Source organism: Rothia sp. ZJ932 (assembly GCF_016924835.1).
Taxonomy (GTDB): domain Bacteria; phylum Actinomycetota; class Actinomycetes; order Actinomycetales; family Micrococcaceae; genus Rothia.
Genome location: NZ_CP070480.1, coordinates 792,699 through 818,136, shown reverse-complemented (window position 1 = coordinate 818,136; position 25,438 = coordinate 792,699). Strand labels below are relative to the sequence as shown.

Annotated in this window: 18 protein-coding genes and 1 tRNA gene; 5 read left to right on the top strand and 14 right to left on the bottom strand. The window is 55.1% G+C overall.

The window, feature by feature from the left end; all coding sequences use genetic code 11:
* Positions 1-315: 315 nt before the first annotated feature.
* Entirely contained in the window at positions 316-912 is a 597-nt protein-coding gene (locus JR346_RS03770) for a hypothetical protein (RefSeq protein ID WP_205483343.1), read from the top strand.
* Between the two features lie 337 nt (positions 913-1,249).
* Here the strand turns inward: JR346_RS03770 and JR346_RS03765 are convergent, their stop codons facing one another.
* The 4 genes from JR346_RS03765 to JR346_RS03750 form a co-directional block, all read right to left on the bottom strand.
* A complete protein-coding gene (locus JR346_RS03765; protein ID WP_205483342.1) occupies positions 1,250-1,561 on the bottom strand; it encodes a hypothetical protein in 312 nt (103 codons plus the stop codon).
* On the bottom strand, positions 1,524-2,105 hold the full coding sequence (locus JR346_RS03760; RefSeq protein WP_205483340.1) for a sigma factor: 582 nt from the start codon (positions 2,103-2,105) through the stop codon (positions 1,524-1,526). The genes JR346_RS03765 and JR346_RS03760 overlap by 38 nt, the downstream gene beginning before the upstream one ends.
* A 130-nt stretch (positions 2,106-2,235) precedes the next feature.
* Positions 2,236-2,508, bottom strand: coding sequence for a hypothetical protein (locus JR346_RS03755; protein WP_205483339.1), 273 nt, complete (start codon positions 2,506-2,508; stop codon positions 2,236-2,238).
* A 20-nt stretch (positions 2,509-2,528) separates the two neighbouring features.
* Entirely contained in the window at positions 2,529-2,690 is a 162-nt protein-coding gene (locus tag JR346_RS03750) for a hypothetical protein (RefSeq protein WP_204877022.1), read from the bottom strand.
* Between the two features lie 566 nt (positions 2,691-3,256).
* Between JR346_RS03750 and JR346_RS10595 the strand changes: the two genes are divergently transcribed.
* Complete coding sequence (locus JR346_RS10595) at positions 3,257-3,625, top strand: helix-turn-helix domain-containing protein (protein ID WP_204877213.1); 369 nt, start codon at positions 3,257-3,259, stop codon at positions 3,623-3,625.
* Here JR346_RS10595 and JR346_RS03740 read toward each other — a convergent pair.
* The 3 genes from JR346_RS03740 to JR346_RS03730 form a co-directional block, all read right to left on the bottom strand.
* Positions 3,582-3,658: transfer RNA gene (locus JR346_RS03740), tRNA-Met, on the bottom strand. The genes JR346_RS10595 and JR346_RS03740 overlap by 44 nt on opposite strands.
* A 205-nt stretch (positions 3,659-3,863) precedes the next feature.
* Positions 3,864-6,926, bottom strand: coding sequence for a UPF0182 family protein (locus tag JR346_RS03735; RefSeq protein WP_205483337.1), 3,063 nt, complete (start codon positions 6,924-6,926; stop codon positions 3,864-3,866).
* Between the two features lie 156 nt (positions 6,927-7,082).
* Positions 7,083-8,204 carry a PDZ domain-containing protein gene (locus tag JR346_RS03730; RefSeq protein ID WP_205483336.1) on the bottom strand — a complete coding sequence of 374 codons (1,122 nt, stop codon included), beginning with the start codon at positions 8,202-8,204 and terminating at the stop codon, positions 7,083-7,085.
* A 140-nt stretch (positions 8,205-8,344) separates the two neighbouring features.
* Here JR346_RS03730 and JR346_RS03725 point away from each other — a divergent pair, with 140 nt between their 5' ends.
* Positions 8,345-9,706, top strand: coding sequence for a zinc-dependent metalloprotease (locus JR346_RS03725; RefSeq protein ID WP_205483334.1), 1,362 nt, complete (start codon positions 8,345-8,347; stop codon positions 9,704-9,706).
* A 102-nt stretch (positions 9,707-9,808) separates the two neighbouring features.
* Here the strand turns inward: JR346_RS03725 and JR346_RS03720 are convergent, their stop codons facing one another.
* The 3 genes from JR346_RS03720 to nudC all read right to left on the bottom strand — a co-directional run bounded on the left by JR346_RS03720 (position 9,809) and on the right by nudC (position 13,522).
* Positions 9,809-10,405, bottom strand: coding sequence for a M48 family metallopeptidase (locus tag JR346_RS03720; RefSeq protein ID WP_240334011.1), 597 nt, complete (start codon positions 10,403-10,405; stop codon positions 9,809-9,811).
* A gap of 23 nt (positions 10,406-10,428) precedes the next feature.
* Positions 10,429-12,240: an ATP-dependent helicase gene (locus JR346_RS03715; RefSeq protein ID WP_204877032.1), complete on the bottom strand. Its 1,812-nt coding sequence runs from the start codon at positions 12,238-12,240 to the stop codon at positions 10,429-10,431.
* Between the two features lie 163 nt (positions 12,241-12,403).
* The gene (nudC, locus tag JR346_RS03710) at positions 12,404-13,522 is read right to left on the bottom strand and encodes an NAD(+) diphosphatase (protein WP_240334010.1); all 1,119 of its coding nucleotides are present in this window, start codon (positions 13,520-13,522) and stop codon (positions 12,404-12,406) included.
* Positions 13,523-13,717: 195 nt separating this feature from the next.
* Between nudC and JR346_RS03705 the strand changes: the two genes are divergently transcribed.
* Entirely contained in the window at positions 13,718-14,851 is a 1,134-nt protein-coding gene (locus tag JR346_RS03705; RefSeq protein WP_205483332.1) for a phosphotransferase, read from the top strand.
* Positions 14,852-14,925: 74 nt separating this feature from the next.
* Here JR346_RS03705 and JR346_RS03700 read toward each other — a convergent pair whose 3' ends face one another.
* The 3 genes from JR346_RS03700 to JR346_RS03690 form a co-directional block, all read right to left on the bottom strand.
* Positions 14,926-18,828: an ATP-dependent DNA helicase gene (locus tag JR346_RS03700; RefSeq protein ID WP_205483324.1), complete on the bottom strand. Its 3,903-nt coding sequence runs from the start codon at positions 18,826-18,828 to the stop codon at positions 14,926-14,928.
* A gap of 20 nt (positions 18,829-18,848) precedes the next feature.
* Entirely contained in the window at positions 18,849-22,316 is a 3,468-nt protein-coding gene (locus JR346_RS03695; protein WP_205483322.1) for an ATP-dependent DNA helicase, read from the bottom strand.
* 62 nt (positions 22,317-22,378) lie between these two features.
* Positions 22,379-22,768 (bottom strand): hypothetical protein, encoded by a 390-nt coding sequence (locus JR346_RS03690; RefSeq protein WP_205483320.1) that lies wholly within the window; start codon positions 22,766-22,768, stop codon positions 22,379-22,381.
* A gap of 124 nt (positions 22,769-22,892) precedes the next feature.
* Between JR346_RS03690 and JR346_RS03685 the strand changes: the two genes are divergently transcribed.
* Positions 22,893-23,579: a 3'-5' exonuclease gene (locus JR346_RS03685; RefSeq protein WP_205483318.1), complete on the top strand. Its 687-nt coding sequence runs from the start codon at positions 22,893-22,895 to the stop codon at positions 23,577-23,579.
* Between the two features lie 531 nt (positions 23,580-24,110).
* On the opposite strand, the gene hemL is transcribed toward JR346_RS03685, so the two are convergent.
* Positions 24,111-25,436, bottom strand: a complete 1,326-nt coding sequence (gene hemL, locus JR346_RS03680; protein ID WP_205483316.1) for a glutamate-1-semialdehyde 2,1-aminomutase — start codon at positions 25,434-25,436, stop codon at positions 24,111-24,113.
* Positions 25,437-25,438 lie beyond the last annotated feature (2 nt).

Below are 25,438 nucleotides of genomic sequence, written 5' to 3'. Positions count from 1 at the left end.
TGCGGGCACCCCGACTTTACCAGAAACATTTTAGAGATCGCGCAGCAGGCGGAAACCCCCACATGTTGGAGTGGATGTAGTTGTTATAGTACGCCGAGCGGTAAACTACGCACAGATTCTGCGGTATGCAGTTGAGTTTGACGAAAACTATAGAAGCCCCCGCCCAAATGATAAGCGAACCTGTTTCGCCCCAAAGATGTTACTAAAATATAAGACGTACATCACAAAGAAGTCCCGTGCCAACCTCCTGGAGGAAATCATGTACGCCAGACTAGCCCCACACCATCCCTAGTAGCAGCAACCAGCCTCACTCTCATGGCAGGTACGCTCCCAGCGGCCCACGCAACCACAACATCATTACCCACTTCAATCACTTCGACCAGTGCAACAGAGACAACCAGCCAGGCAACACCTGCAAATCTTCCCTACAGATCACTGGCAGACATTCGAACTGAAGCCCTAACCAAAGGCTTGGATACCGAGACAACAGAGCTTGCCATTGAACTCCAAAAGGTTATCAACGCATATCACAACCTACCTGAACATCTCAAAGAAGCACCCTTTGATTCACCTGATGTACAAAATGCCTTACTGGCAGCCACTTCCCCATCACTAGCTCGCGGAGCAATTGCAAGTGGCATTGATATCGGCAAAGCTAGCGCCTGCGCAAAGGCTGTTGTTTCAACACTGGTCAAACATGGCACACCTATCGGGCAGTTCTGGTCCCTTGTAGAAACAATTGGTGGAGTGGTGGAGCTCGCACAGGGCATTTCCCAAATTCTCCAGTCAACTGCTGAAGAAGATTGGGCCAATCGCACGACCAGTAAGTATGGCAAGGAAATGGGATTTTTGCTTGGAAGGATATTAGGGTACAGAGATATTGTCCTCAGTTGTAAAGATCTGAATCAATAATTATGTTCAATACAGAACGTGAAGACCAGCCATTCTGGCAGCAAAGCCTAATTCTCATGGGAAAGGGAATAGCATTAGGCATATTTTTCTACTACCTACGCGTAGAGTTCAACATCTCTGTCGGCCAGAAACCTGGTGCCCCCGAAGATGTTGACTTCACATGGCTAGGGCTAGCGAGTTGGATTGCCTCATTTGTGGCTTTGATAAATTTCTTTGGATGGTTCGGCCACCTACAGAAAAAGCAGAACAGAACAAGGAATGACATCTCACCTCCACATTGAAACCACATCGTTTCATATCACATGAAATAATGTGGTTTCATTTTATATAACTCTGCTTATCCATAAGCAGCTAGCCCCCCCCTATCAATCACCAACTTAGCCACCGCCAGCATCTTGATAGTCTGGTTGTAGTAATCCCGGCTCAGAGAATGAGAGATGCCTAGCTGTTCACCAAGCGCGGCCACAGCAGCGGTATTAAGGTCTGTTCCGGTAGCTATCATCGAAACCAGCACACTAAAGCCAGCAGGCAAGTTAGCCTCCTTACCCGGCAGACAGTCCAGCAAACCATCAACAGTAACAGCCTCAGAGCCTCCCTGAGCAGCAAGCCGTTCATGAGCATCCAGAGCCCGATGAATAACTTGGGCCAATCTCACGGTTATTGGCCTGGTTATCCCGTAAGGTCTTCGCGGCGATACCCAAAGCTCTAGAGGCGGCAGCTACGTTGCCGTCAAAGGCTAGAACGATCTTGAGGGTGCGCTCTAGGTGGGCGGGGTTTTCCATGATCGTGGCCAGGATTCCCATGATGTGATGCAGGCGGTTATAGTCGCCGTCTTCTTCGATGATGCCGGTTGCGATGTCTTCTTCGATCAGGGTAAGCGTCTCGGTGATGCCGATATGCGCCATGTCGCTGTATTCTTCATCGCGGCGGGCTTCGGTGAGCTTTTTGCGCCGGTAGGTTTTGATTTCGGTGAGGGCTACGTATCGCATCCAGGGACCAAAGGGGCCTTTGGTGGGGTCATAGGAGTCCAAGCGTTGGTGGGCTGCTAGCCAAGTGTTTTGGTGGACGTCGTGGGCGTCGTGGGCAGGGCTATCGCTGGTGAGGCGGGAGCGGATCAAGGAGAGGGTGTTTTGCCATTCTTGGAGCATTTGGGGTGTCCAGGCGCGGGCAGCTCCTGTTTGCGTGTGGGTCATGTTTGTTTTCTTTCTTTGGGGTTGATGTTTTAGTCGGTGGTGGTGCTCTGCTGGTGCGGCTAAGTGATAGGGGCAGGGCGGAAACGGTCGGAGCGGGCTAGGCACATCATGAGTTATGCTCGTGATCTACTTAATCGGCTAGTTTCTTGCGGCAGTAAAGGTCACGGATAGTCTTGAGCACAAAGATGATGGCAAGCACGATGAAGAAAAGGTTCAGGCCACCAGAGGCGTATACAATGGCTTCTTCGTTTACTGATGAAGCACCTAGTTGGTTCTTGAGAGCCACGGCACCGCCAACACTGACGCACAGAAAAGCGGTGAAGCACAGACAGAACAGGTTTAGGAGGTTTGTCGCGATGGTACGGATGATGCTAGGTGAGTGAGTGGATTGTTGGAGGTTCATGAGTGTTTTTCTTACCCTGGTTAGGCAGCTGGGTTCTGAGATAGGCGGCGGGCACGGATTTGGTCACGGAAGGCTTTACCAGCTTCAGGATCTGCTGGAGTCTCAGGGCTTTCGACAGTCAGAGCACCGGTAGCTTCCTTGAGGCACAAGGGGCAGTGACCGGTGTACTCGCGAGTGTGCACCTGGCAGAAAGCAACAGGGGCTGAGGGTAGCGGGGCAGATGAGGCAACTAGCTGGGTTTCCTGGGCGGTGTTGCTGCATGAACATGGGTCCTTTAGAGGCAGTCATTGAAAAGCTCAAAGTTTAAGCGTTTTAACCCGTCATTATGTATATGCACTGAGATGACCGAATCGGCGGGCTGGGGACGGATATTTTTTAAAAATTTTTGGTTATCAGGTGTTGTTGTCTCGGTGTGTGGTTCCTGCGAAGAAGTCCATAACTTCTAGATTCTCTCTGTTGCAAGGGTTTCGAGTTCGCTGATTCTGAACTCGACGCTGCCTGACATCCTGCTTTGGATAACAGGTCTACTTTTTCCGAGGATTGCACCTATATCCCTGTATTTGAGTTTCCTGTGGCGGGCTTGGGTGCGGACGTTGCGGGCTACGATCTGTTGGATTGTCAGGTGTTCTGCCATAATTAAGAACTATATTCTTGTTTTCAGAATCAATCAAGGATAAATGTTCTCTTTTTCAGAACTTTCCATCGTTTTATGCTTGCGGTGTTATCGTATTGACGATAGACTTTCGCCATGACCACCAAGACTATCACCACTCGTCAAGCCATCACTCGCGAAATCAAGAGCGCTATGGGGCGAGCAGAAATGACACAGCGAGAACTTGCAACCAAGGCAGGCTTCTCAGCTAGTAACCTCTCAGAAAAAATGAACGGCAAACTGTCCTTCAGTCTTGAGGATCTGCTTACCATTGCTGGAGTTCTAGAGCTCTCCCTCACTGAGCTGCTAGGCGAAGCACTCACCGCCCAGCGCGTCCCCATGCCAAGCTTTATAGAGGACGAAAAGGGCAAGAAAAAAGTCGCCCCGATCGGATTTGTTCCAATCGGGACGACTTATGAAATGGTTGCGGGGGCAGGATTTGAACCTGCGACCTCCGGGTTATGAGCCCGGCGAGCTACCGAACTGCTCCACCCCGCGGCGTTGATATTTACTCTACACGCCCTTTTTCACCGGCGCAAACCAAAACTGGCATTTGAGAGCTAAAACACAATTATAAGCAGGTGCCTCACTCAACTACCAGGGAGTTAAACAAAAGTTTCCCCGCCTCGCACCCTGCCCACCCACCGTTAGGTAGGTAGACAGGTGCGAAACGGGGAAACTGTTTTCTAGGGGTACTTACCGGCTAGTTGTCGGAGTTTTCCTCTTCTGCGCCAGTGCCTACACCGCTGTCTGCCTCAACAGCGCGGTCGAGTGCCTCCTGCAAACGGTCCTGAGCCTCACCGTAAGCTGACCAGTCGCCAGCCTTCATAGCGGCATCTGAATCCTTCATCGCCTGGTTGGCATCGGTCAGAGCCTCCTTCAATGAACGGGAATCAACCGCACTGGCAGAAGAATCATCAGATGAGCTTTCCTCAGCATCAGCAGACTCAGCCCGAGCCGCAGCAGATTCATTCACGCCAGCATCCTCAGCAACAGCAGCACCAGAGTTACCGCCGAAGACCTCGTTCAACGCCTCTTCCAAAGTAGGAGCAAAACCCACCTTGTCACCGAAGCTCACTAGCACGCGACGCAGGGTCGGGTAGGCAGAGTCGCCCGATGACTGCACATAGACCGGCTGAACGTACAAGATACCCCCACCCACGGGCAGGGTCAGCAGGTTACCGTTAATAACGTCCGAAGCACCGCGACGCAGCAGGTTCAGCTCAGTTGATACATCAGCATCAGAGTTGAAGTTATTCTGCGCCTGACCGGGGCCGGGAACAACGGACGATCGAGGCATCTCCAAAAGGGTCAGCTTGCCGTAATCCTCACTGCGTTCACCGTCCTTGCCGGTACCGGCATCACCGTTCGCTGAGAGGAAGCCGTACATCACGTTACGGGTGTTCGAATCAGACTGCTGAGGAATAAAAGAGGTGGTGAGTGAGAAGGACGCCTGCTTCTGACCGGGTATCTGCAAAGACAAGTAGTAGGGCGGCAGCGGCTGATCGTTATTTACTGTCGGGTCCTTCGGAGTTGACCACACATCATCGCCAGCGTAAAGGCTGCCGGAGTTAGTCACGTGGTAGGCGTTGAGCATCTCACGCTGAACCTTAAACAGATCCTGCGGGTAGCGCACGTGGTCCATAAGCTCAGCGCTCATCTCGCTGTAGCTCTTAAGGTTACCGGGGAACACTTTCTGCCATGCCTGCAAAATCGGGTCTTCTTCATCCCAGGCGTATAGTGTCACCGAACCGTCGTAAGCGTTCACGGTTGCCTTGACGGAGTTGCGGATGTAGTTGACCTCGTCCTGCGGCAGAGCGCGGGTCACACCGGCTGCTGTCTCAGAGTCGCTAGTTGCATCTGATAGCTGCGCGCTCTCAGCGTAAGGGTACTGGTCAGAGGTGGTGTAGGCGTCCACAATCCACTGCACCTGACCATCAATAATCGCCGGGTAGGGGTTACCATCAACGGTCAGGTAAGGAGCGACCTTTTCCACGCGTTCTGAGGGGTTGCGGTCGTAAAGAATCTGAGATTCAGGGCGCACACCGTCAGAAAGCAAGATATCAGTTGATTGGAACTTGATAGCGTATGCCAGGCGGTTGAAAGCGTTGCCGATGTTCGGGCCACCATTACCGGCAAAGGTGTACTTAGCGTCTGAACTTTCATCACCGGCGGTTGCTGGGCGGTCAAGCTCAAGCGCCTCATCCCCCTCAGCGCCACCCACAATCGAGTAACTGGGTGATGACTGACCAAAGTAGATACGGGGTTCGTAGTCTTCAGAGATTTCACCGGTTGCGGTGATGCCCGACTGTATGAAGCGGGGCTTACCATCTGATTCGACCTGGTTACCGTAGGCTGCGATTACGCCGTAACCGTGGGTGTAGACCACATGCTGGTTGAACCACGATGAGGACGCGTTCTGGGCGGGATTGAGCTCACGCGCAGCGATGACGGTGTCTTGGATTTCACCGTCTACCTCGTAACGATCCACCGAAAGGTTGTCGTTGAACTGGTAGTAAGGGCGGAACTGCTGCAACTGTGAGAAAGCGTCAGAGACCACGTTGGGGTCAAGCAAACGGATGTTTGAGATGGTTTCGCTTTCGCCCTTGAGCGCGCCGGAGGGTGCGTTAGTGGTGGCGTCATAATCGCTGGCTTCGATTTTATCCAGGCCGTAGGCGGCGCGGGTCATATCGATGTTGCGCTGAATGTACTCGCTCTCGTATGCCTGTTCGTTGGGGGTTACCTGAAAGCGCTGAATAATCCAGGGGTAGATTCCACCCACAACCAAGCTGACGATGACTAGCAGGGCGGTGCCAATAACAGGCAGTCGCCACTGGTTACGCACCAGAGCGTAGATAAAGAGCAGGGCAACCAGTACCGCGGCAACAGCCAAAATTGAGCGGGTGGGAATAATCGCGTTCACATCGGTATACATAGCACCAGCCCACTTGCCGGATTGCTCCTGAATCGAGGTGTAACGCTCCAGCCAGTAGCGAGCGCCACGTACCAGCAGGTAGAGGGTTACCAGTAGAGCCGCGTGGCGCTTGAACTGTTTGCTGGTTTCGATGCCTTTGTCATGAACGGTGATTCCGCCGTAGAGGTAGTGGGCGAAGGCGCCACCGATGGCTGCAATCAAAATGGCTGAACCGGCAATGCTGGTTAGCAGGTTCAAGAAGGGCAGGGTGAAGATGTAGAAGCCGAGGTCTTTGCCGAACTCGGGGTCGGTGCTACCGAATTCTGTTCCGTTGAGAAAGAGCAGTACGGTTTCCCAGTGGGTCATCAGTGAGGTTGCGACGAAGGCACCTACGCCCAGGGGAATGAGCCAGGTCAGGGCTTTGGACGCGTTGTCTGCGTTTTTGCGGTAGCGGTTGAGGTTCTGGTTGAACATCTCCTGCAGGTCAGCGAAAGGGTCTTGCTGGGGTGGTAGGGGGTTGCCGTTGGCGTCAAAGCGCGGACGCGGGGTGGTGGGTCTGCGCGGTGCGCTCTGGGGTGCTTTGCCGTGCTTGAGAGCGTAGCGGAGGGAGACCCACAGGGGCAGGGCAATGAGTAAGGTGCCGAGTACGAAAATAGCGGCTTTGGTGAGGTTCTCTGTTACGAAAACGTTGGAGAAGCCGAGCTGGTTGTACCACAGCACCTCGGTGTAAATTTGGGTGGCAAAAACAAAGACCATGACGAGCACTGCAACGATTATCAGTGTGAGTGTCAGTGTGTTGTTTTTGCGTTTACCCGATGGGGCGGGCCGTGGTTGGGATGGTCCGGTAGTCACTAGGAATCCTCATCGATTGGGGGTGGCGCAACACCGGGTTTTCTGGTGTTGCGAAGGGGCTTTGCCGCAGGCTGAGCCGCAGATAAAGTTTTACCTTCTATTGTGCCAGTTATAGTGCTCGATGAGTAACGGTGTTACGTCAGTGACTGTTGGTGTTTAGGGCGCAGGGCAGGCGTCGAAGCTCTGTGCGGACGCGCGTCCGGCACCGATATCTTTCAGTGCGGTGGCTGCATCGTCGAGGGTTTTGACGGGTATGATGGTCAGCCCGTCCGGGATTTTCCCGGTAACGTCAGCGCAGTTGTCGTGGGGCAGGAAAAAGACGGTGGCACCGGCGTCCGCTGCTCCCACCAGTTTTTGGGGCGCACCGCCGATAGGGCCAACAGTGCCGTCGGAGTCAATGGTTCCCGTGCCGGCAAAGTGCTTGCCACCGGTCATCTCTTCTTTGTTCAGCTCGTCAATAATACCCAAGGCAAACATGAGCCCCGCGCTGGGACCGCCCACCTCTTCAAGCCCATAGTTCACTGTGAAAGGAAAATCGTAGGTGCGGGTAATCATCAGTCCCAGCAAGTAGTTTTGTGACTGTTCATCAAAACGAGGGGTCACCTCAACGGTGCGTTCTTTGCCATCGCGCTCAACGGTGACGCTCAGCTTTTGCCCCTCAGATGCTTGTACCTGCTCGGTCAGCTCAGAGTATTTATTCAGGCGTTGACCGTTCACCGCAACAACAACGTCCCCAGGCTCAAGGAGCCCTTTACTCGCGCTGTCGGGGGCTAAATCGTTCACCACCAGCTTCTCGTTCACGTCCTCCCCCAGATAATTCAGCGCAGCTGCCTGGGCAATCTCCTGAGAGTTAGTCATCTCCGCGGTGTTTTGCGCCGTCACTTCTTCGTGGGTCACGGTCGGAGCGTAGATAAGATCGCTCGGTAGCACCGTTGAACTTGCATCAAAGAAATTCGCCAGCGCGTACAGAGCAGTGATATTGGTATTAGGACCACCCGCTACAGATACCGTAGTCATATCAAGATTGCCCGTCACCGGGTGTGATTCTCGCCCTTCAATCTCAATCAGCTGCGCGCCCTCGTATTCACCGATGGTGTTGAAGGTAGGGCCGGGCTGCTCAGTTACATACTTCACTGGCACGGCAAAAGACCCCAGCGTCAAGATAGCGGTTACTGCCCCACAAGTGCGTGCCAACGTCCACCGGGGCTGCGATGCGGACGCGGATGCCGAAGATACTGACGATGCACGAAAAAAACGGCGGCGGGGTGATGAAGTCATGCCTTTTAGAATACCCTGACTCTTCTCACCGAGCGCAGTTCGCGCGAGCAGCGAGCGCCGATACTCACCAAATACCCAGCAAAAAACTGTAGGCTTGAAAGTAATCTGCACGCATTAATCTCTAGAAAGGTAACACTTGTATGTCACAGAATCCTTTTGGCAACGGTCAAGACCCCTTTGAAGAATTTTTTAAGAAGCTCTCAGAAAACGGCGGTGCCGGTTTCAACGCTGATGATATGAAGAACATGGGTATTCCCCTTGACCCCGCGATGCTTTCGAACATCATGGGGCAGTTCTCTGCCATGATGAGCAACCAGGGTGAGGGCGTGAACTGGGATCAGGCGCGTCAGCACGCCCGTCAGGTTGCCGCAAGCAATGAGGATCCTTCTGTGACTGAGAACCAGAAGTCAGCGGTTAAAGACGCCTCACAGCTGGCTGATTTATGGCTTGATCCTGTGGTTGAGTTCTCGCGTCCGGAGTATTCCACCGAGGCGTGGTCACGCGCTGAATGGATTGAGAATTCCTTTGACACCTGGACTGAGATTGCCCAGCCCGTTGCCGAAGAGACCACCGCCGCTATGAACTCTTCTATCTCATCGCAGATTCCTGAAGAGATGAAGTCTATGCTCGGTGGCATCAACATTATGGGAAACTTGGGTTCCATGATGTTCGGTATGCAGATCGGCTCGGGCGTAGCTCACCTTTCCACCGAGGTTCTTTCCACCACCGATATCGGTATTCCTCTGGTCTCAGGACGTAGTGCTCTGCTACCCGATGCCATCAAGAAGTTCACCAACGGTCTTGAAATTCCAGCCCAAGAAGTCATGCTCTACCTGGCAGTGCGTGAGGCTGCCCTCGTCCGTCTGCACAAGACCGTTCCCTGGCTGCGCGAAGACATTATGGCACTCATTCAGCGTTTTGCCCGCGGCATTCACGTTGATATTGAACGTATGCAGTCACAGGCAATGGAAATCGATCTCGATTCCATGGATCCCGAACGTATTCAAGAAGCCTTCAGTGCCGAGATGTTCGAACCCCAGCACACTGAAGATCAAAAACTTGCTCTCGACCGTTTAGAGAACTTACTGGCGCTCATTGATGGCTGGGCAACCGTTGTTACCGAAGAAGCCACCAAAAACCTGCCCTCAACCGTCCGCATGAGTGAGGTAATGAACCGCCGACGCGCTGATGGTGGCCCCGTCCAGCACCTCTTTCAGGGTCTGCTCGGTCTCAAGGTTCAGCCCCGCAAGTTCCGCGAGGCAACCGACTTCTGGCGCGGCTACGAGTCTGAGCACGGTGCAGCTGCCCGCGACCAGCTCTGGAACGCACCCGAGAACCTGCCCACCAGCGATGAGCTAGAGGATTCTCAGGCTTTTGAGGATCGCAGTGAGTTCCTCAACTCCACCGATGAAGACTTCGATGCGGCTCTAGAAAAGTTGCTCTCCGGTGGGTACGATGCCCCCGATGAAGAAGGCAACAACAAGCCCGATGAAAAGCCCTAAGGTTTGTTCACGCTTTCACTAGCTACCTATCTGTAGAAGAAACCACCCGCTGTTTTGCCCGCATATTTTCTGTCGGGCATGCAGCGGGTGGTTCTTTATCATCTAGCGAGCAGATGCGTTCTTTTGCTGCCCAAAACTCAGACCTTCGAGGAAGGCTCTGGCTTCAGCGGTGCGCGGATAACGTGCTTCCAGCCCTCTAAAAGCTGCGCTGTGGTTCAGGTACACAAAATGGCACAGCTCGTGGTGCAGCACGTAGTCAATCACGTACTCCGGTGCCCCCTGCAGCAGGTGGCTCAGGCGGATGCGCGAGGTTGCGGGGGTTGCTGAACCCCACCGGGTTGATTGGTTAGTGACCCATCGGATCTCTTGAGGTAGCTCAACTTCCGGCAGATACTGCGCAATTAGATTTTGTGCCCGTTGCACCAGGTAGTCGTTACTGACGAAAGTACGCTTACGCGCGTCCTGGGTTTCTTTCTGACGGATGATGCGCGGCAAAAGGTGTTCCAGGTACTCCCAAATATCATCGTCCGTAGTCTGCACCGGCACTAAAAGCCGTACCCGCCCCTCGGGCGTGAAAGATCCTGAGACCGTTTTAGTACGACGCGGCGAACGAACAATCTCAAGTTCCGGGTGATCGTCCGTTGCCGGAAGGTACTCGGTAGAGGGTTTGCGGACGGACGCGCGCAATCTAGTGGGCACGGTCGAACCTTTCAAGAAGTAGATTAGTAAATGCTCTGTGGAGCGAGCGCGTCCAAAAAGCGGGAACGCTTACGGTTGGGGCGCCCGCCGGGGGTGCGTGACAGTGACCAGGAAAAGGTGATGTACTTGCGGGCACGGGTGATACCAACATAAAGCAGGCGGCGTTCTTCATCGATGTCATCGCTGGTCTTAGCGAAAGAGATGGGCATGAGCCCCTCATTGAGTCCGCAGAGATAGACCGCTTCCCATTCCAGACCTTTCGCTGCGTGCAGGGAGGCGAGGGTGACGCCGTCCATGGAGGGGGCGTCCTGGTTGGCAAGACGCTGGGCAAGGTGCGCCACGAACTCGTGCAAAGACAGCGGGGCGGGTAGCTCGCTGGCACCGTTCGACTGTGCCTGTTCGATTTCTTTGTCTCGCACCGCAGTGAGCGAATCAGCCATTGATACTAGAGCGGCAAGAGACTCCCATTTGGCGCGCACCGCCCCCGAAGATGCCGGGGCTTTATCGGAATACCCCAAAGATTTCAGCACATCGCGCACAAAATTGGGAGTCTTCTCCCCTGTCTGCGCCTGGGCTGAATTACGCAATAAGGTAAGTGCATTGCGAACCTCAGGACGGGCAAAAAACTGTTCGGCACCGCGCAGCTGATAGTTAATACCGTGTTCGCTCAGAGCCTGTTCAAGGGCAGCCGATTGCGCGTTAGTTCGAAAAAGTACCGCTATATCGCGAGCATGCACCTTGTTGTAGGAGATGAGTTCTTTGATATCGCGGGCAATACGGTGGGCTTCATCTTCATCATCCGCTGCCTCGATCCAGTCAGCAGCAGGGCCTGTACCGCACTGAGCCACCAGCTCTAGGGGCTTAGCCCAGCTACCGGGAGTTGAATCTCGCTGCGCTTTACGGGCATTCAAAAGGGTGTTTGCCAGCTCAACTACCGTATGCGTTGAGCGGTAGTCGCGCACCAGTTTGACCTGTTGGGCGTTCTCATAGCGGGTGCGAAACTCCGTCAGAAACCTGCTGGTTGCCCCGGTAAAAGAGTAAATGGTCTGCGAAGCATCGCCCACCACGCACAGATCATTTCGGTTACCCAACCACGCGGTCAGCAAGCGCTGCTGCAGGGGCGAAACGTCCTGGTACTCGTCCACCACAAAGTGTCGGTACTGCGAGCGCACAGCCGCTGCGATTGTCTCGTCATCTTCGAGAAAAGAGACAGCCAGCAAGAGAACGTCCTCAAAATCAATGAGGTGGCGTTCGTCTTTGAGTTCTTCGTAGGTGCGGTAGAGTCGCACCAGATCAAGGGCTGACATGTTATTAGGCAGCGCGCGCCCTTCTAGGTGCGGTAGCAAGGTATCAGGGGTGAGAACTTTCACCTTCGCCCACTCAATCTGGGCGGCGAGATCACGAACGGTCGCGCGGTCTGTGGTCAGCCGTAGACGGTTGGCTGCTTCGGTAATCAGCTGAGCTTTGTGGGGCACGATAGTGGGTGGTGGTCCGCCCACTGCCTGCGGCCAAAAGTACTGCACCTGACGCAGCGCTGCGGCGTGAAAGGTTCTCGTTTGCACCCCTACCGCGCCCAGTTGACGCAGTCGTACCCGCATTTCATCCGCTGCGCGGTTGGTGAAGGTAAGGGCAAGGACGCGCTGAGGTACGTACCTGCCGATGGCGATGCCGTAGGCAATGCGGTGGGTGATAGCTCTGGTTTTACCGGTGCCCGCACCTGCAAGTACACACATGGGACCCTCAAGTTCAGTGGCAACCCGACGCTGCTCGGGATCAAGACCCTCTAAGATCTTTTCGGGTGTGATAGCGGAAACCGCAAGCGGTGTTATCGACACAGGTAAAACTCCCTTTGAAAAGAAACGGCAGGCACTCTAGTCTAGTAGCTCCTTAGGTTTCTTGGCGAGAAGAGATAGAACACACCGGTGGCAGGTACTAGAGTATAAGCGCTCAGCAGATAGAGGACGCCGGTGGGTTAATGGCGCGGGTATTCTCATCAGCCTAGAGAGTAGCGGGATCGATTCCTTCTTGGAGCCACTCTTCAATCAGTTTACGAGAGATAGAGCTGCGTCCTGGCAGAATCACTGATCCGTTTGCTTTAGCTTGCACTAATTCAGAACGAGTAAACCAGCGCACCTCACCGATTTCATCCCCGTCACCGCGCGCGTCCTGTGGATTTGACGCCACCGCCCGGTAGCCCAGCATCAAAGAACGAGGAAAAGGCCAGGGCTGAGAGCCTCGATAGCTCATGGATTCCACTACGATGTTAGCTTCTTCAAAGACCTCACGTTCAACGGTGTTTTCGAGGGATTCGCCAACCTCAACAAAACCTGCAAAGGTAGAGAATCTGCGCGGCTCCCAGGCATTAGCGTGACCCAGCAAGAGATGGTCTTCACCGTCAAAGACAGCCGTTACCGCAGTAATCACCGCAGGATCGGTGCGAGGGAAAAGCTCTCTACCCGAAGCGCTCATACGTGCCCAGCCAGAACGGTGAACGGTGGTCGGTTCTCCGGAAGCCGGGTCAAATTGAGCCGAACGGTGCCAATTTTTAAGCGCTGATGCCGCAGAAAGAACAGCGCCCCAGGCACGTTCGCTGTGGTTTTCGGGCAACTCGTCAAAGCCCAAAGTGGCAAAGGCACGAACACTCAGCCATGCAGAGAGAGTCTCATCTCCCGAAGAGTGAAGTGCCGCGTCCTCCCCCACGCTCGGCGTATCTGCCCAGAACGCATTCGTTGCCGATAACAGATAATCCGCTTCTTCCGCAATCAGGGCAAGAACCGGTCGAACCCCAGCTGCATCGCTGACTTCACCGATGTACACCAGAGTTGCCCGGTGCTGTCCCGGCTGCGCAGCACGGCGCAAAGCTGCCACGTCGCACTCTGACGGGTCAAAAAGATAGGGGGAAATAGTGCTGCTATCTTGTACCCTCACCGCAACCTCAGCATCGCGCACCACAATCAGAGCAGGACGCGCCTGCCAAGGATAAAGTTCAGCAACAGGCTGCGCGCCGCCAAAAACATCAACAGCATGCGGCAAAAACCCCGGTTGATCGCGTATCTCATCAAAACGACGCATACCGCTACTACTCAAGGGGATATGCCCTAAGGGCGCAAAACTCACGTCACAACTCTCTTTCGTAGGTAGTTGGTAAAGGCTTCACCGGTGTCTCTAGGCTATACCGTGCTGTCATCTGACTCGAAGAGCTCTTCACGCACCCGCCATATTTTGCGCCGGTCGTGAAACCCCTACCGTCTTGTGGTAGGTATAACTCCCTGCCAGTGTGATGTGATAACTATCTTTAGTACCCTTAGATACGTGACTGTTACTCCGCTTCAGCTAGCCGCTATCGTTTCTGCAGGGGTGCCCGGACTCTACCCGGTGGCTGCCCTGCCCTCAGCCGACGACGCCGCAGACTTCGACTCTGCGATCATCATCGACTCCGCCAAGAAACGTTGGCGGGTACGTTCACCGCGCCACCCAGAAGCAAGTGTCCGCCTTGAAGCTGAACACGTTATCTTGCAGTCTTTTTCTGCCGGCTTGCGCGCCCGCCTGCCTTTTGAGGTGCCCACCATCGTGGGAACGGTACCCCTGAACGGTATGCAGACCTTCATCTACACGCACATTCCCGGCACCCACCACGATATCGATGAGTTGGCAGAATTTTCCCGCCATGCCGCCCGCGCAGACGAAAACCTCGCCACAGAGCTGGGCAAAATGATTGCCATTATTCACGTGATGCCAGAAACCATCATCGATGAAGCAGACCTACCGGTCTACTCGGCAACCGACTTACAAGAACGCCGCATTCGCGATGTTGAGCGCGCCGAAGCTACTGGCAAGGTGCCTAGTGCCTTGCTCAAACGCTGGAAAGATATGGTTCACGATGACAACCTGTGGACTTTCCGCCCTCGTGTGGTACACGGGGATCTAAGCGAAGACAACCTAGTGCTCAATAAAAAGCACATTACCGAAGTCACCGGCTGGTCAGAAGTCTGCGTGGGCGACCCCGCCATAGATTTCTCCTGGTTGCTTGCCTGCTCTGATCAGAGTTTCAGCGACGAAGTATTTGAGGTCTACTCACGTCAAATGCCTCAGGCACCGGATCGCAACCTCATGCTTCGCGCCAACCTCTACGCCGAGTTCGCTCTTGCCCAGTGGCTGATACGCGGTATTGAACTCGATGATGACTCCATGGTTACTGAAGGTGTATCGATGCTTCAGGGCTTAGAGGCTGATTTACGAGCAGCCGGAGAAATCGTGGAAGAAGAAAAACTTCCCGCTTTCATTGAGGACGAGTCAGCCCCCGGTAACGATCCCACCATTACGTGGAACCCTGCAACAGGCGCCGCCGAACGCAAACCGCTTAATACTCCCTCCGCAGCAGAGCTGGACGCGCCCACGCACCCCGATGCACCGGGCGCCTCAAGCGGTGGCTCAGTCAGGGCATAAGAAGCTACTCACTCTTAGTTTTTAGGCTCTACCGGGTACATTCCGGTAGAGCCTGAAACTTTTTGATCCTGGTTCTAGTTCGCGCTCTGATCTGCACCCCGTCCTGCGTTCTGCCCTGCTTTACGTGCCCGACGAATCAACGCTTCCAGAGCAGCAGCGTCCGGGTACCGTTTGATATCAAGCTGACGTTCCTCACCGCTGGCAACATAGTAGAAGGTCGCTGAAACATTCTCTAAAGGAACCTGCATGAGACGCGAAAAACCCAACCGGTAGACAGCCAACTGCACCTGCTTATGCGCCAGCTCCTGCTTTGTCGGCACCCGCCCGGTCTTCCAGTCCACCATCTCCCAGCTCTCGGTACCGTCCTGCTCCACCTGCTTGAAAATCGCGTCCACGCGTCCGCGCACCGAAATGCCGTCCACCGGAGTTTCGATGGGATACTCCACCTTCCACGGCTGCAGGTCAGCCCACCGGGAGCTCTTAAAGTTCTGCCGCAGTTGATCCATATTCAGAGTTTCTTCAACCTCATCGTCAGCGAAATCCTCCTCGAAATCAAGAACGGACTGCTGATCGTAGTAGTCCTCAATCCAGGAGTGAAAAGCTGTGCCCTGACGCGCAGCAATCGTCGGACGCATCGGCATAGGCCTGCGGAACTGCTCCATCACCTGCACCGGATTATCGCTCAGAGCAACCAGCTGGGACGCGCTTAGGTGCTCGGGTAGCTCGGTTTTCTTCTCGATTGCTGGGGCGTTCAGAATACTCAGCAGCAGCTCTGTCTCTTCCTGCCAGTGGCGAGCAGTCTCAGCAGATTGAGCGTAAGTACGCTGTTCCAAACTATCTGAAGCATCAGGGGTTGGCTCCCCCTCTTCAAGACCACCCCTGAAAACATTGTGGGCGGCTCGATTTAATCGGGCGCGGCGCGAACTCAAGAAAAGCTCCGTCAGGCTCTGCGATTCAGCAGCCGGGTCACCGTGTTCGGGCTGTTCATCCCTCAGCGCTGCTTCAGCACTGGCACGGTCAAGCTCCTGCGCAGAAGCCCACCTGCGAACCTGCGGGCCCTCCAGCGGGTCAAAAGGCCACAGCGCCGTCACCACCGCTGCTTGCAGGGGGTTCTCACCCAAGGTCTGATGGTGGGCAACCGTATTCAGCACCTCAAGAGGCACCTGAGCTTCCCCAGCCTTTTCAGCTTCTTGCGCTGCGCTCAATAAATCGACCCCGTCAATGCCCTCGGGCAAGAGCTCAGCGTCCATTAAATCGTAAGGCACAGCTTCGAGTTGTTGCAGGTGGCGGAAGTACAGAGCACGACCACGGGCATCCAAGTCAACTAAATCACGCAAGAACGGCGAGATACGCCCCGGCTGGTTCTTACTCCCCAGCCAGTGGGAGTAGGTGAGCACCAGCAAAGACCGCGCACGGGTGAAGGCAACATACGCCAAACGGCGCTCTTCAGCCAGAGAATACTCCTGCCCCAGTTCCTTAAAAAGCTCAAGATCATCATTGAACTCTTTAAGGTTTTCTGCGGTCTCAGGATTAAAAGGAGGCAGATACTGAGCATCGCCCCTCAACGCCCAGGGCAGCGTCTCAGCGTTTTGCGTCCACCGATTGTCTTTACCCGACGGAAAATTACCAGAGCTCAACGCCGGAACATACACGTGGTCCCACTCCAAGCCTTTAGCTGCGTGAACCGTCAGAATCTGCACCACATCACGACGCGGCTCCTCCCCCGAAACAGATAGACCGTTCTCGTGTTTAGCAGCCTGCTCGCACCACGCCAAAAATCCAGCAACACCCGTTGCCGAGGCTGACGAAGCATTCAGAGAAAAACGAACCTCACCGGTAGCGTCCTCGCTCTCAATCACACCGTCACGACCAGCAAGCAAGGTGGCGTTGATACGTGGCGAGCTTGCCAGATACGTCTGAGCTGCCTCATGGAAAGCGTCGAGATGACGGCGAGCTGTCAAAGCGTTAACCTGACTTTTCGCCGCAATTTCGATATCCATGAGAGTGGTCTCTTCAATGCGATGCATCAGCGTCACCAGATCATCAGCCATAAACTGACGCAGATAATCAAGCTCATAAGCTATACGTTGCAGTCGCAAGTAACCGGTTTTGGTAAAAGAACGCCCCGTAAGAGGTGACGCCCAGTTCTGATCTGGCAGATTCTCAAGGGCTTCAATCAGCGAAGAGTTATCGACGATATCAGATTCAGCGGCAGCTTTCACCTGGTTCCAGCGTGCTTTAGCCGCCTGACGTGTTTTCTCTTCGAGAGCGGCTGGCGTACGCGCCTGGCTGTGCTGAGCGATGAGTTCCTGGGCGCTTGCAGCCGACTGAGTGGCTATGCTGAGCAGCTGCTCAACGTCCAGCCCCTCTTGCATACCGCTCAACTCAAGTTCAATACCTTCACGAACTAAAATCTCACGGCGTTTTTCAAGAAACTTTGACCACTCTGCCAGCGCTAGTAAATCATCAACACCGATGCGCCAGCGCGCACCCGTGAGAATCCGCATCAGGGCGTCCGAGCGTCCGGGGTCTGAGAGCACGTGCATGATGCTGGTGAGATCAACAACCTCGGGAGTATCAAGCAGCCCACCCAAACCCACTACCTGGTAGGGAATCTCAGCAGCGTCAAAGGCTACGCGCAGGGGTTCCATGCTGTTTTTGGTGCGGGTCAGCACCGCCATTGTGGGTACCGGTTGGTCCCCCGCCTGCGCGCGTCGCTCAGCAATCAACCCGGCGATAGCTGCTGCCTCTTGTTCCTCTGTCTCGTAAGCACCCGCTAAAACACTGCCCTGACCTGCCTTGGGCCGCGGTTGTAAATCGGGCAGGGTTACTTCTGAGGACGAGCGCGCCCACTCGGGCTGCTGGGCTAAGGGCGCGGCAACCGTGTTGGCTGCATCGAGTATAGCGGTATCATTACGCCAAGCGGTCGAGAGAAAGCTGGGGGTGGGATCTTCAGTGGGAAAGTACTCGTAGAAGCTAAAGAGCTGCCCGGCAGACGCCCCGCGGAACCCATAGATCGACTGCTTGGGATCGCCCACAGCCATGACCGGGTGAGGTTCGCGCACCTTAGCGTCAATGGCTCGCTGGGTACCCCCAAAGAGATCAGAGAACAGGCGCATCTGGGCGTGAGAGGTATCTTGGAACTCATCAAGAAGCACCACTTTAAAACGGGCGCGTTCAGACTCAGCCGCTTGAGGCACGGTTGCCGCAATACGCGCCGCATGAGCAATAAGATCACCGTAATCAAGCACCTGCATCGACTGCTTGAGACGAATATAGCGTTGCACAAGCTCAGCAACAATAACACGCGCATGAATGTTCTCGGCAAGCTTGTTGCGGTTGGTGACAGCACCGGGCTTACCCAGATTCGTCAGCGCATAGTACTGGTTCAAGCAGTACTCTTGTACCTTTTCAAGAGGTACCAGGTGCTCAGCGCAGTCACCAGCAAGCTGAACCACAGCACCAATTAGACTTGCCTTCGACATGCCTTTTGACGGCAGCTCTCCCTCGTAATACTCCACGAGTTGGGCAACCAGCTGCCACGCCTGCGTTTGCCCCAGCATCTGCGCGTCCTGCTCAACACCCAAACGAAGACCGTAGTTCTGTACCAGGGTATGAGCGTAGGAATGGTAGGTACTGACCACCGGATCGGTGGATATACCCTCGTCGCCGGGTTCGGGAGTGTACAGCCCCTGAACGCGCAGAGTTTCGATGCCGTTTCTCATGCGCTCGCGCAGTTCACCGGCTGCTTTACGGGTGAAGGTCACGCCCAAAACCTCGTCGGCGCGCACAAAACCGTTGGCAACCAGCCAGACCACGCGATCAACCATCGTTGCTGTCTTGCCAGAGCCTGCACCGGCAACCACCAGCCGGGGCACCAGCCCCAGCTCAATAATTTTAGACTGCTCATCAGTGGGACGGTGTTTTCCCAGAGCATCGGCAATTTCAAAAGAAGTCAGTAGTTTGTGGTCAGTCATCTGTGTCAGAAACCTTTACGTTAGCTCTGGGTAATCTGGCGCCCGCGAGCGCACAGGGGGCAGATTTCGGGCAGTTTACAACCGTGGGTGTAGGCTGATCCTGTTCCGTGGCGGGCTTGGAAAGTATCGAGTGAAATGAGTTCGGCGGCTCGGTTGATAAGTTCTACAGCCCAGGCGTCTTCGGTGGTCAGCGGGGGTTGTTCCTGTTGGCTGAGTTTTTTGGTGCCGTCGCCTAGCTGGATAAGCCAGGCGCCACCGGAGAGTTCTTGCAAATTCATAAGGTGGGGCAGGGCGGTCTCCGTTGTGTCCTGTGCAGGCGGACGCGGCGAATCGGCGGAGTTTTGAAGTTCAGCGACCATCTGTTCCCCTGCGCCGGCTTCAAGGGCAACCTGATAGCTGGCAAGCTGCGGGTGTTTTTCAAGATCGCTTTTGCTGGGCTTAGCTTTGCTGGTTTTCAGGTCGATGATGACGTACTTACCTGCCTGATCAATCTCTAGCCGGTCTGCACGTCCGGAAAGTATCGCGTCTTTAGCGGGGCCTGGTACGAAAACGCTGAAGCTGCCTTCAATGCCCACCAGGGAGCGCCCGGTAGAGGGTAGTTCGCTCACGTAGGTGGCAAACTTGCTCATCATTTCTTGGGCGCGTTCAAAGAGTTTGTCGGTCTCCCAGGTGTCAGGCAGGTTGAGGGTGGTAAAGCGCTGGCGCAGTTCAGTGAGCAGATCAGCTTCGGAGGCTTCTGGCATTTCTTCGGCAATAGCGTGTATCAGGGAGCCGATTGAACGCGAGACATCGGTGAGTGCCTCTGCACGGGCTGCTTGCACAAACCAATCCAGCGGGGAGGTATGAATTGTCTCTACCAACGAAGGAGAAATACGCACCGGCTCCTCGGCGGGCCGGGCTGTACCCCCAGAGGAGAGCGGCAGCAGACCCCACCAGCTATCGGGGCGAGCACCGGGCACCTCAAAGTTATTGGTCTGTTCCTTGTCTTTGAGCCGGTGAAGCAGCGCCGCGGCGTGGTGGGCGCGCACAGGGTCAGCGTCCTGATCAGCTACGTACTGGCGTAGTTCTGCCACCAGCGCACGCAGGGTCATTGGTCTACGTACCTCTACATTTTCGCGGTGCTGGGTGGGAGCTACGATGTCTAAAAGCTCTGAGGGTAAAAAGTCATTGGTGGACGCGGCGGTACAGATCAAGCGCTGTGAGGCACGAGAAATAGCGGCGGAGAACATCCGTAGCTCATCAGCTCTGGTGTCTCGAACGCGCTGGGTATAAGTCATAGTGCGGGCAATGTCGGGGCCGTATTCCACGGTGTCAATGAGTTCTTGGGTGCGAAGGAGCGTGCCTCGCACCGTAGTGTTCGGCCAAACACCCTCTTGTAGACCGCTGACGTACACGATATCCCAGCTGCGCCCGGCAGCGGTTGCCGGGGTTAAGATCTCCACTGCTTCAATGGTTTGCACCCTTGCAGCTAGAGTATCCATCGGCAGATCTTGAGAGTCGATGTAATCCAAAAATTGAGCGGCGGTTGCTCCGGGCATCTGATCCACGTAGCGGCTGGCAGCTTCAAAGAGACCAATGATGGCGTCAAGATCACGGTGGGCTCTTATGCCGGTGGTGTCATCAGTAGCTGACGCCTTATGCCAGATATCAGCCAGCCCCGATGCCTCCCACAGTGCCCAGAGCACTGTTTCAGCGGTAGCCCCCGGCTCTTCTAGCGCGCGGCTGCCTGACTGCAGAACACGTGCCACGCGGCGGGCAGCGATTCCTTCGCGTCCGCCCGGTAAAAGCTCAGGGTCAAGCAGTGCCTCTACGAGCAGGGTCTCCGATGAGCGGGTGCCACCGGCACGCAACTCAGCACCGCGTAAAACCTGACGCAGACTGCGAATATCCATTGCCGATGCACCACCCAAACGGGAGCTGAGCAGGGCAACGGCGCTTTCGAAACCGAGATCCAGGGCAGCACCGGTTGCCGCTGTCTCTTCGTCGGGCTGCTCCCCCTCTGCAGATTCTGTTTCGACAGGTTCTAGCTCGACACTTGTCTGCGAAGTGCTTGCCTGAATAACCAAACGTAAAGCATCAAGAAAGGGTCGGACGGCAGGTTCATCACGCACCGGAGTTTCAGCAGCTGAGGTAGCCACAGGAATGCCTTGAGCCTCCAGAATACGCTTGATACGTTGCACTTCAGCCCCGTTACGCACAATCACTACACTGCGGCTGTAGCTTCTGCCGCGGTGCAGACGATCTTCAAGAATCATCTGGGCAAGCAGTGCCCCCTCCAGCTGAGGGGTATCAACGGTGAATGTTTCAAGAGCTGCATCATTGCCCGCCGATTTTTCGGGGTCTAACAGCTGATGGTCGTCGCCCAGTGGCGGCAGTGCCTGTTCAACGTATTCGGTTTCGGGGGTGGACGCGAGGACGCGAGGGCTGCTCAACCCCGCCGGCGCATGCGGGATGCGTTCGGCAACAGCTACCCAGGCTGAAGCGATATCCTCTGGCATACGGTAGGAGGTCTCCAGCGTCTCAATGACGAGGTCTTCGTACATGTCGCGGATCTTGCCCACGTAATCGGGGCGGGCACCGCGAAAGCCCTGCACTACGGTATCGGTACACAGGCTCAGCACCGCGGTGGGTGCTAGGGCGCAGGCATTGACCAACGGGTCATCGCCTGAGGCTATCTTATGCCCCTGCAGTAGGTATGCCAGGTTGGTTCCGGTGAGTACCGCCAGCAGACGGTAGATTGAGGGGCTTGCCTCTTGCAGATCGTCCACCAGCACCAGGTCAAACCGAGTACGTTCGGCAGCCAGAAAGTCGGGGTTCTTCATCAGTACCCGCACAGCTTCGTGAATCAGCGCTGAGGGGTCAAAAGCGTTGGGGGCGCGCAGTCGCCGCACCTGCTGGTACTCGGTGTACAGCTGGGCTGCAGCCACCCACTCAGGTGTGCCGGTGCGCTCACCCCACTGGGCAACGGTCTGCGGGTCAAGGTTGTACTCTGCTAGTCGGTCAAAGAAGTCGCGAACCTCATGGCGAAAACCGCGGGTAGCAATAGCTTCCCCCAATTCATCGGGCCAGCGGGGCCCTGTGAGAAAACGACGATGCCCTTCCAAGAGCTCTTTAATCATCACATCTTGTTCGGGCCCCGAAAGCAGTTTGGGCGCAAAGTCTAGACCGGGGAGAAGCTCAGCCGCATGGGCTCTACGCAGAATGTCGTAGGCGTATGCCTGCCATGCTCTCGTGGGGGCAGCAGAAAAAGTCGTGTTGATGCGTTTGGTCAGCGCATCGCGAAAGCGGGTGGCGCTGGTACGCGAGGGAGTGAGCACTAGCAGACGCGCAGGATCACTACCAGCAGCCATAAATTCGGTAGCCAGTTCGAGCAGACGGTAGGTCTTACCGGTACCAGGTGCCCCCACCAAAACGCCGGCGCGACCGCCGGTTATCTGCGCCAGAAAATCGGTGGTAGTGCCAGTGTGTGTCTGCCCCAAAGTATCCATGCCATTATTCTTGCAGAGGTGACTGACATTTTAGGGCGATATTCGCCCACCGCTTGAAAAAATTATTTTTTCTTCATGCCTCGCAGAATTGCCGGTAAGTGACGGGTAAGCTGCGCAGCTGCGTACTGGGATGCTGATTGAGATGATGTGCCGCGCGTATGAGTACCAGAAGCGTCGTACCCTGACCCACCGCGGTAATCCTTGAAGGGGCGATCGTAGGGCGATTGGTGCGACTGCTCGTAATGTACACCACGCCTATTGTTATGATTGCCCTGCCCGCGACGTTTGCCATCGAGCAAACCCGCAGACTGCGCCAACCGCACTGCCCGCGATAGGGTGGAGAATGTACCCGAGCGTCCGCGGCTTTGCTGTGAAGCAATCTTCATACCAATATTCAGAGCCTGCTTGAGGTAGCCTTGCGCTCCCCCACGGGATCCAAAGTTTCGAGCCATGATGCACACTTTCTGATCGTTGGTTACCCTGCCATTACTCTTCAGACTCTAGCACTGGCACCCTGTAGCCGGTATCGGGTGCGAGGGTCTTTCGGTGAAGGCTGATGAGTGTACCCTTAAAGGTATGACTTCATGGACTGAAAGCCCTCGGGCTACTTTCGATCTTGAAACCACCGGTATTGATGTTCGCACCGCTCGCATTGTGACGGCATCACTCATTCTGGTAGATGCTGAGGGCGAGATATTACGCAAGGGTGAGTGGTTGGCTGACCCCGGCGTTGAGATTCCCACCGAGGCTTCTGATGTTCACGGCATTACCACCGAGTACGCTCGTGCTAACGGTCAGCCCGCTGCGAAGGTGGTGTACGAGGTTGCGATGGCTCTGGGCGGTCTTTTTGCTGACGGTGTACCCGTTGTTGCCTTTAACGCTGCCTACGACTTTTCGGTGATGCACCACGAGCTGGCACGTCACGGCTACCCACCGCTCAATGCTTACCCTGTGCTTGATCCACTGGTGATTAATAAGCAGGTACACAAGTTTAAAAAGGGCAAGCGCACGCTTGAGGTTTTGAGCGCCGAGTACGGTGTTGAACTTGCGGACGCGCACACCTCGAGCGCCGATGCTGTTGCTGCTGAACGCTTGTTGACCGCAATGAGCTTTGAGTATCCCGAAGAGATTGAGCAGGACGCAGCGACCCTGCACCAGGCACAAATTGGCTGGGCACGGGCTCAGGCTGCTGATTTGCAAGCCTACTTTGATCGTGTGGGCAAAGATGCAACTATTGACGGGGCATGGCCTATTCGCGCCTGATCCACCGTTCTTTCAGTACATCAATCATTCTCTTAGTCCCCTCATCCCCTAAGGATTGTTGTGTCTGAATCTACCCGCAGTATTACTCCTGGTTCTACCTGTATGCACCATGAACGGTTGGTACGTCAGTCAGCTGTTGTGTTGAGGTTGGGGTTGTCTTTGCCGCTGGTTTGCTGGCTAAAATTATTGCACCGCTGCTGCCAGCGCAGGCTCTCGCGCGTCTCGTTTTCTGGTCCTGCCATAGTGACAATGGTTCCCGGAGTGCTGTTCTATCTTTCAACGGCGCACTTTAGCAAAGGAAACGTCGCAGAGACTTTGGCAGGTTTGCCAGCTGCACGTTTGCTCATGGCTACCAACTGACTCAACGGCAGAGACACCCAAAAACTATCAACCACTGCTGTCAGCCACAGAATGCGGTAGAAAAACAATGCCCCGGTGAAAAACACCGGGGCAATTATTTTTTAGACAGCGGGGTAGCTCACTGCTTACGGATAAACACCTAGCCTGTGAGTTTTTAGCTGCGAGCTTTATTTAGGCGGTTGCCTGTGCCGCGGCTTCAGCTGCATCAGGCAGAGCCAGAGCGATGCGTTCCATAGCGCCGTCATCGTGAGCAGCTGAAAGGAACCACGCTTCAAAAGCACTTGGCGGTAAGTAAATACCTGATTCCAGCATGGAATGGAAGAAAGCGTTGTAGCGGTAAGTCTCAGATGCCTTGATGTCATCGTAGTTGTGGATGTCCTTCTCTGAGCTTCCGAAAGCTACGGAGAAGAGGTTACCGGCAGTTTGAATACTGTAATCCACCCCGGCAACGTTATAGGCTTCGGTCAGTGCCTTCTGCAACTGTAGAGAGCGCTCATCAATCGTTGCATATACCTGAGCGTCAGCCGCGGTGAGTGTTGCAATACCTGCCGCCATCGAAATCGGGTTACCCGAGAGGGTACCTGCCTGATAAACCGGACCGGTGGGAGCCAAATACTCCATAATTTCGCGCTTACCAGCAAGAGCAGCAATAGGCATGCCACCGCCGATCACCTTACCGAAACAGAAAATATCGGGTACCCAACCGCCATCAGTGGGAGCAGCATAACCCCAGTAACCAGCGGAAGAAACGCGGAAGCCCGTGAGCACCTCATCAAAAATCATCAACGCGCCATTGGTTTGGGTCAGTTCGCGCAATCCCTTGTTGAAGCCCTCATGAGGGGTCACCACACCCATGTTGCAGGGCGCAGCCTCAGTAATAACCGCAGCAATCTCACCGGGGTAACGCTCAAACGCCGCGCGCACCGCCTCAAGGTCGTTATAGGGCAGCACAATCGTGTCAGCAGCAGTAGCCGCAGTAACACCAGCAGAGCCCGGCAGCGCCAAGGTCGCTACACCCGAACCAGCTTCAGAGAGCAAAGCATCGACGTGACCGTGGTAGCAGCCCGAGAACTTAATAATCTTGTCACGACCTGTGTATCCGCGAGCCAAACGCACAGCAGTCATCGTCGCCTCAGTACCGGTTGATACCATACGAATCTGCTCAATCGCACCGGGAAGAGCAGCATTGATACGATCAATCACTAACTCCGCCAGCTGCGTCTCAGCCTCGGTGGACGCACCAAACGACAAACCGCGCTCAACAGCAGCATGAACCGCCTCGATAACCCGCGCGTCCTTATGACCCAAAATTGCCGGGCCCCACGAGCCTACCAAGTCCACATAGTTATGGCCATCAGCATCGGTAATGTAAGCGCCCTGTGCCTCCACCATGAAAGCAGGAGTACCACCAACAGAGTTGAAAGCTCGCACAGGAGAATTCACGCCACCGGGAATCACCGCACGAGAACGGGCAAATAAATCTTCATTAATAGTCATTT

Bases quoted from the DNA above. Each gene is read 5' to 3' on its own strand.
- hemL (WP_205483316.1), bottom strand. From the start codon at position 25,436: ATGACTATTAATGAAGATTTATTTGCCCGTTCTCGTGCGGTGATTCCC.
- JR346_RS03685 (WP_205483318.1), top strand. From the start codon at position 22,893: ATGACTTCATGGACTGAAAGCCCTCGGGCTACTTTCGATCTTGAAACC.
- JR346_RS03725 (WP_205483334.1), top strand. From the start codon at position 8,345: ATGTCACAGAATCCTTTTGGCAACGGTCAAGACCCCTTTGAAGAATTT.
- JR346_RS03690 (WP_205483320.1), bottom strand. From the start codon at position 22,768: ATGGCTCGAAACTTTGGATCCCGTGGGGGAGCGCAAGGCTACCTCAAG.
- JR346_RS03760 (WP_205483340.1), bottom strand. From the start codon at position 2,105: ATGACCCACACGCAAACAGGAGCTGCCCGCGCCTGGACACCCCAAATG.
- JR346_RS03730 (WP_205483336.1), bottom strand. From the start codon at position 8,204: ATGACTTCATCACCCCGCCGCCGTTTTTTTCGTGCATCGTCAGTATCT.
- JR346_RS03695 (WP_205483322.1), bottom strand. From the start codon at position 22,316: ATGGATACTTTGGGGCAGACACACACTGGCACTACCACCGATTTTCTG.
- JR346_RS03755 (WP_205483339.1), bottom strand. From the start codon at position 2,508: ATGAACCTCCAACAATCCACTCACTCACCTAGCATCATCCGTACCATC.
- JR346_RS10595 (WP_204877213.1), top strand. From the start codon at position 3,257: ATGACCACCAAGACTATCACCACTCGTCAAGCCATCACTCGCGAAATC.
- JR346_RS03700 (WP_205483324.1), bottom strand. From the start codon at position 18,828: ATGACTGACCACAAACTACTGACTTCTTTTGAAATTGCCGATGCTCTG.
- JR346_RS03770 (WP_205483343.1), top strand. From the start codon at position 316: ATGGCAGGTACGCTCCCAGCGGCCCACGCAACCACAACATCATTACCC.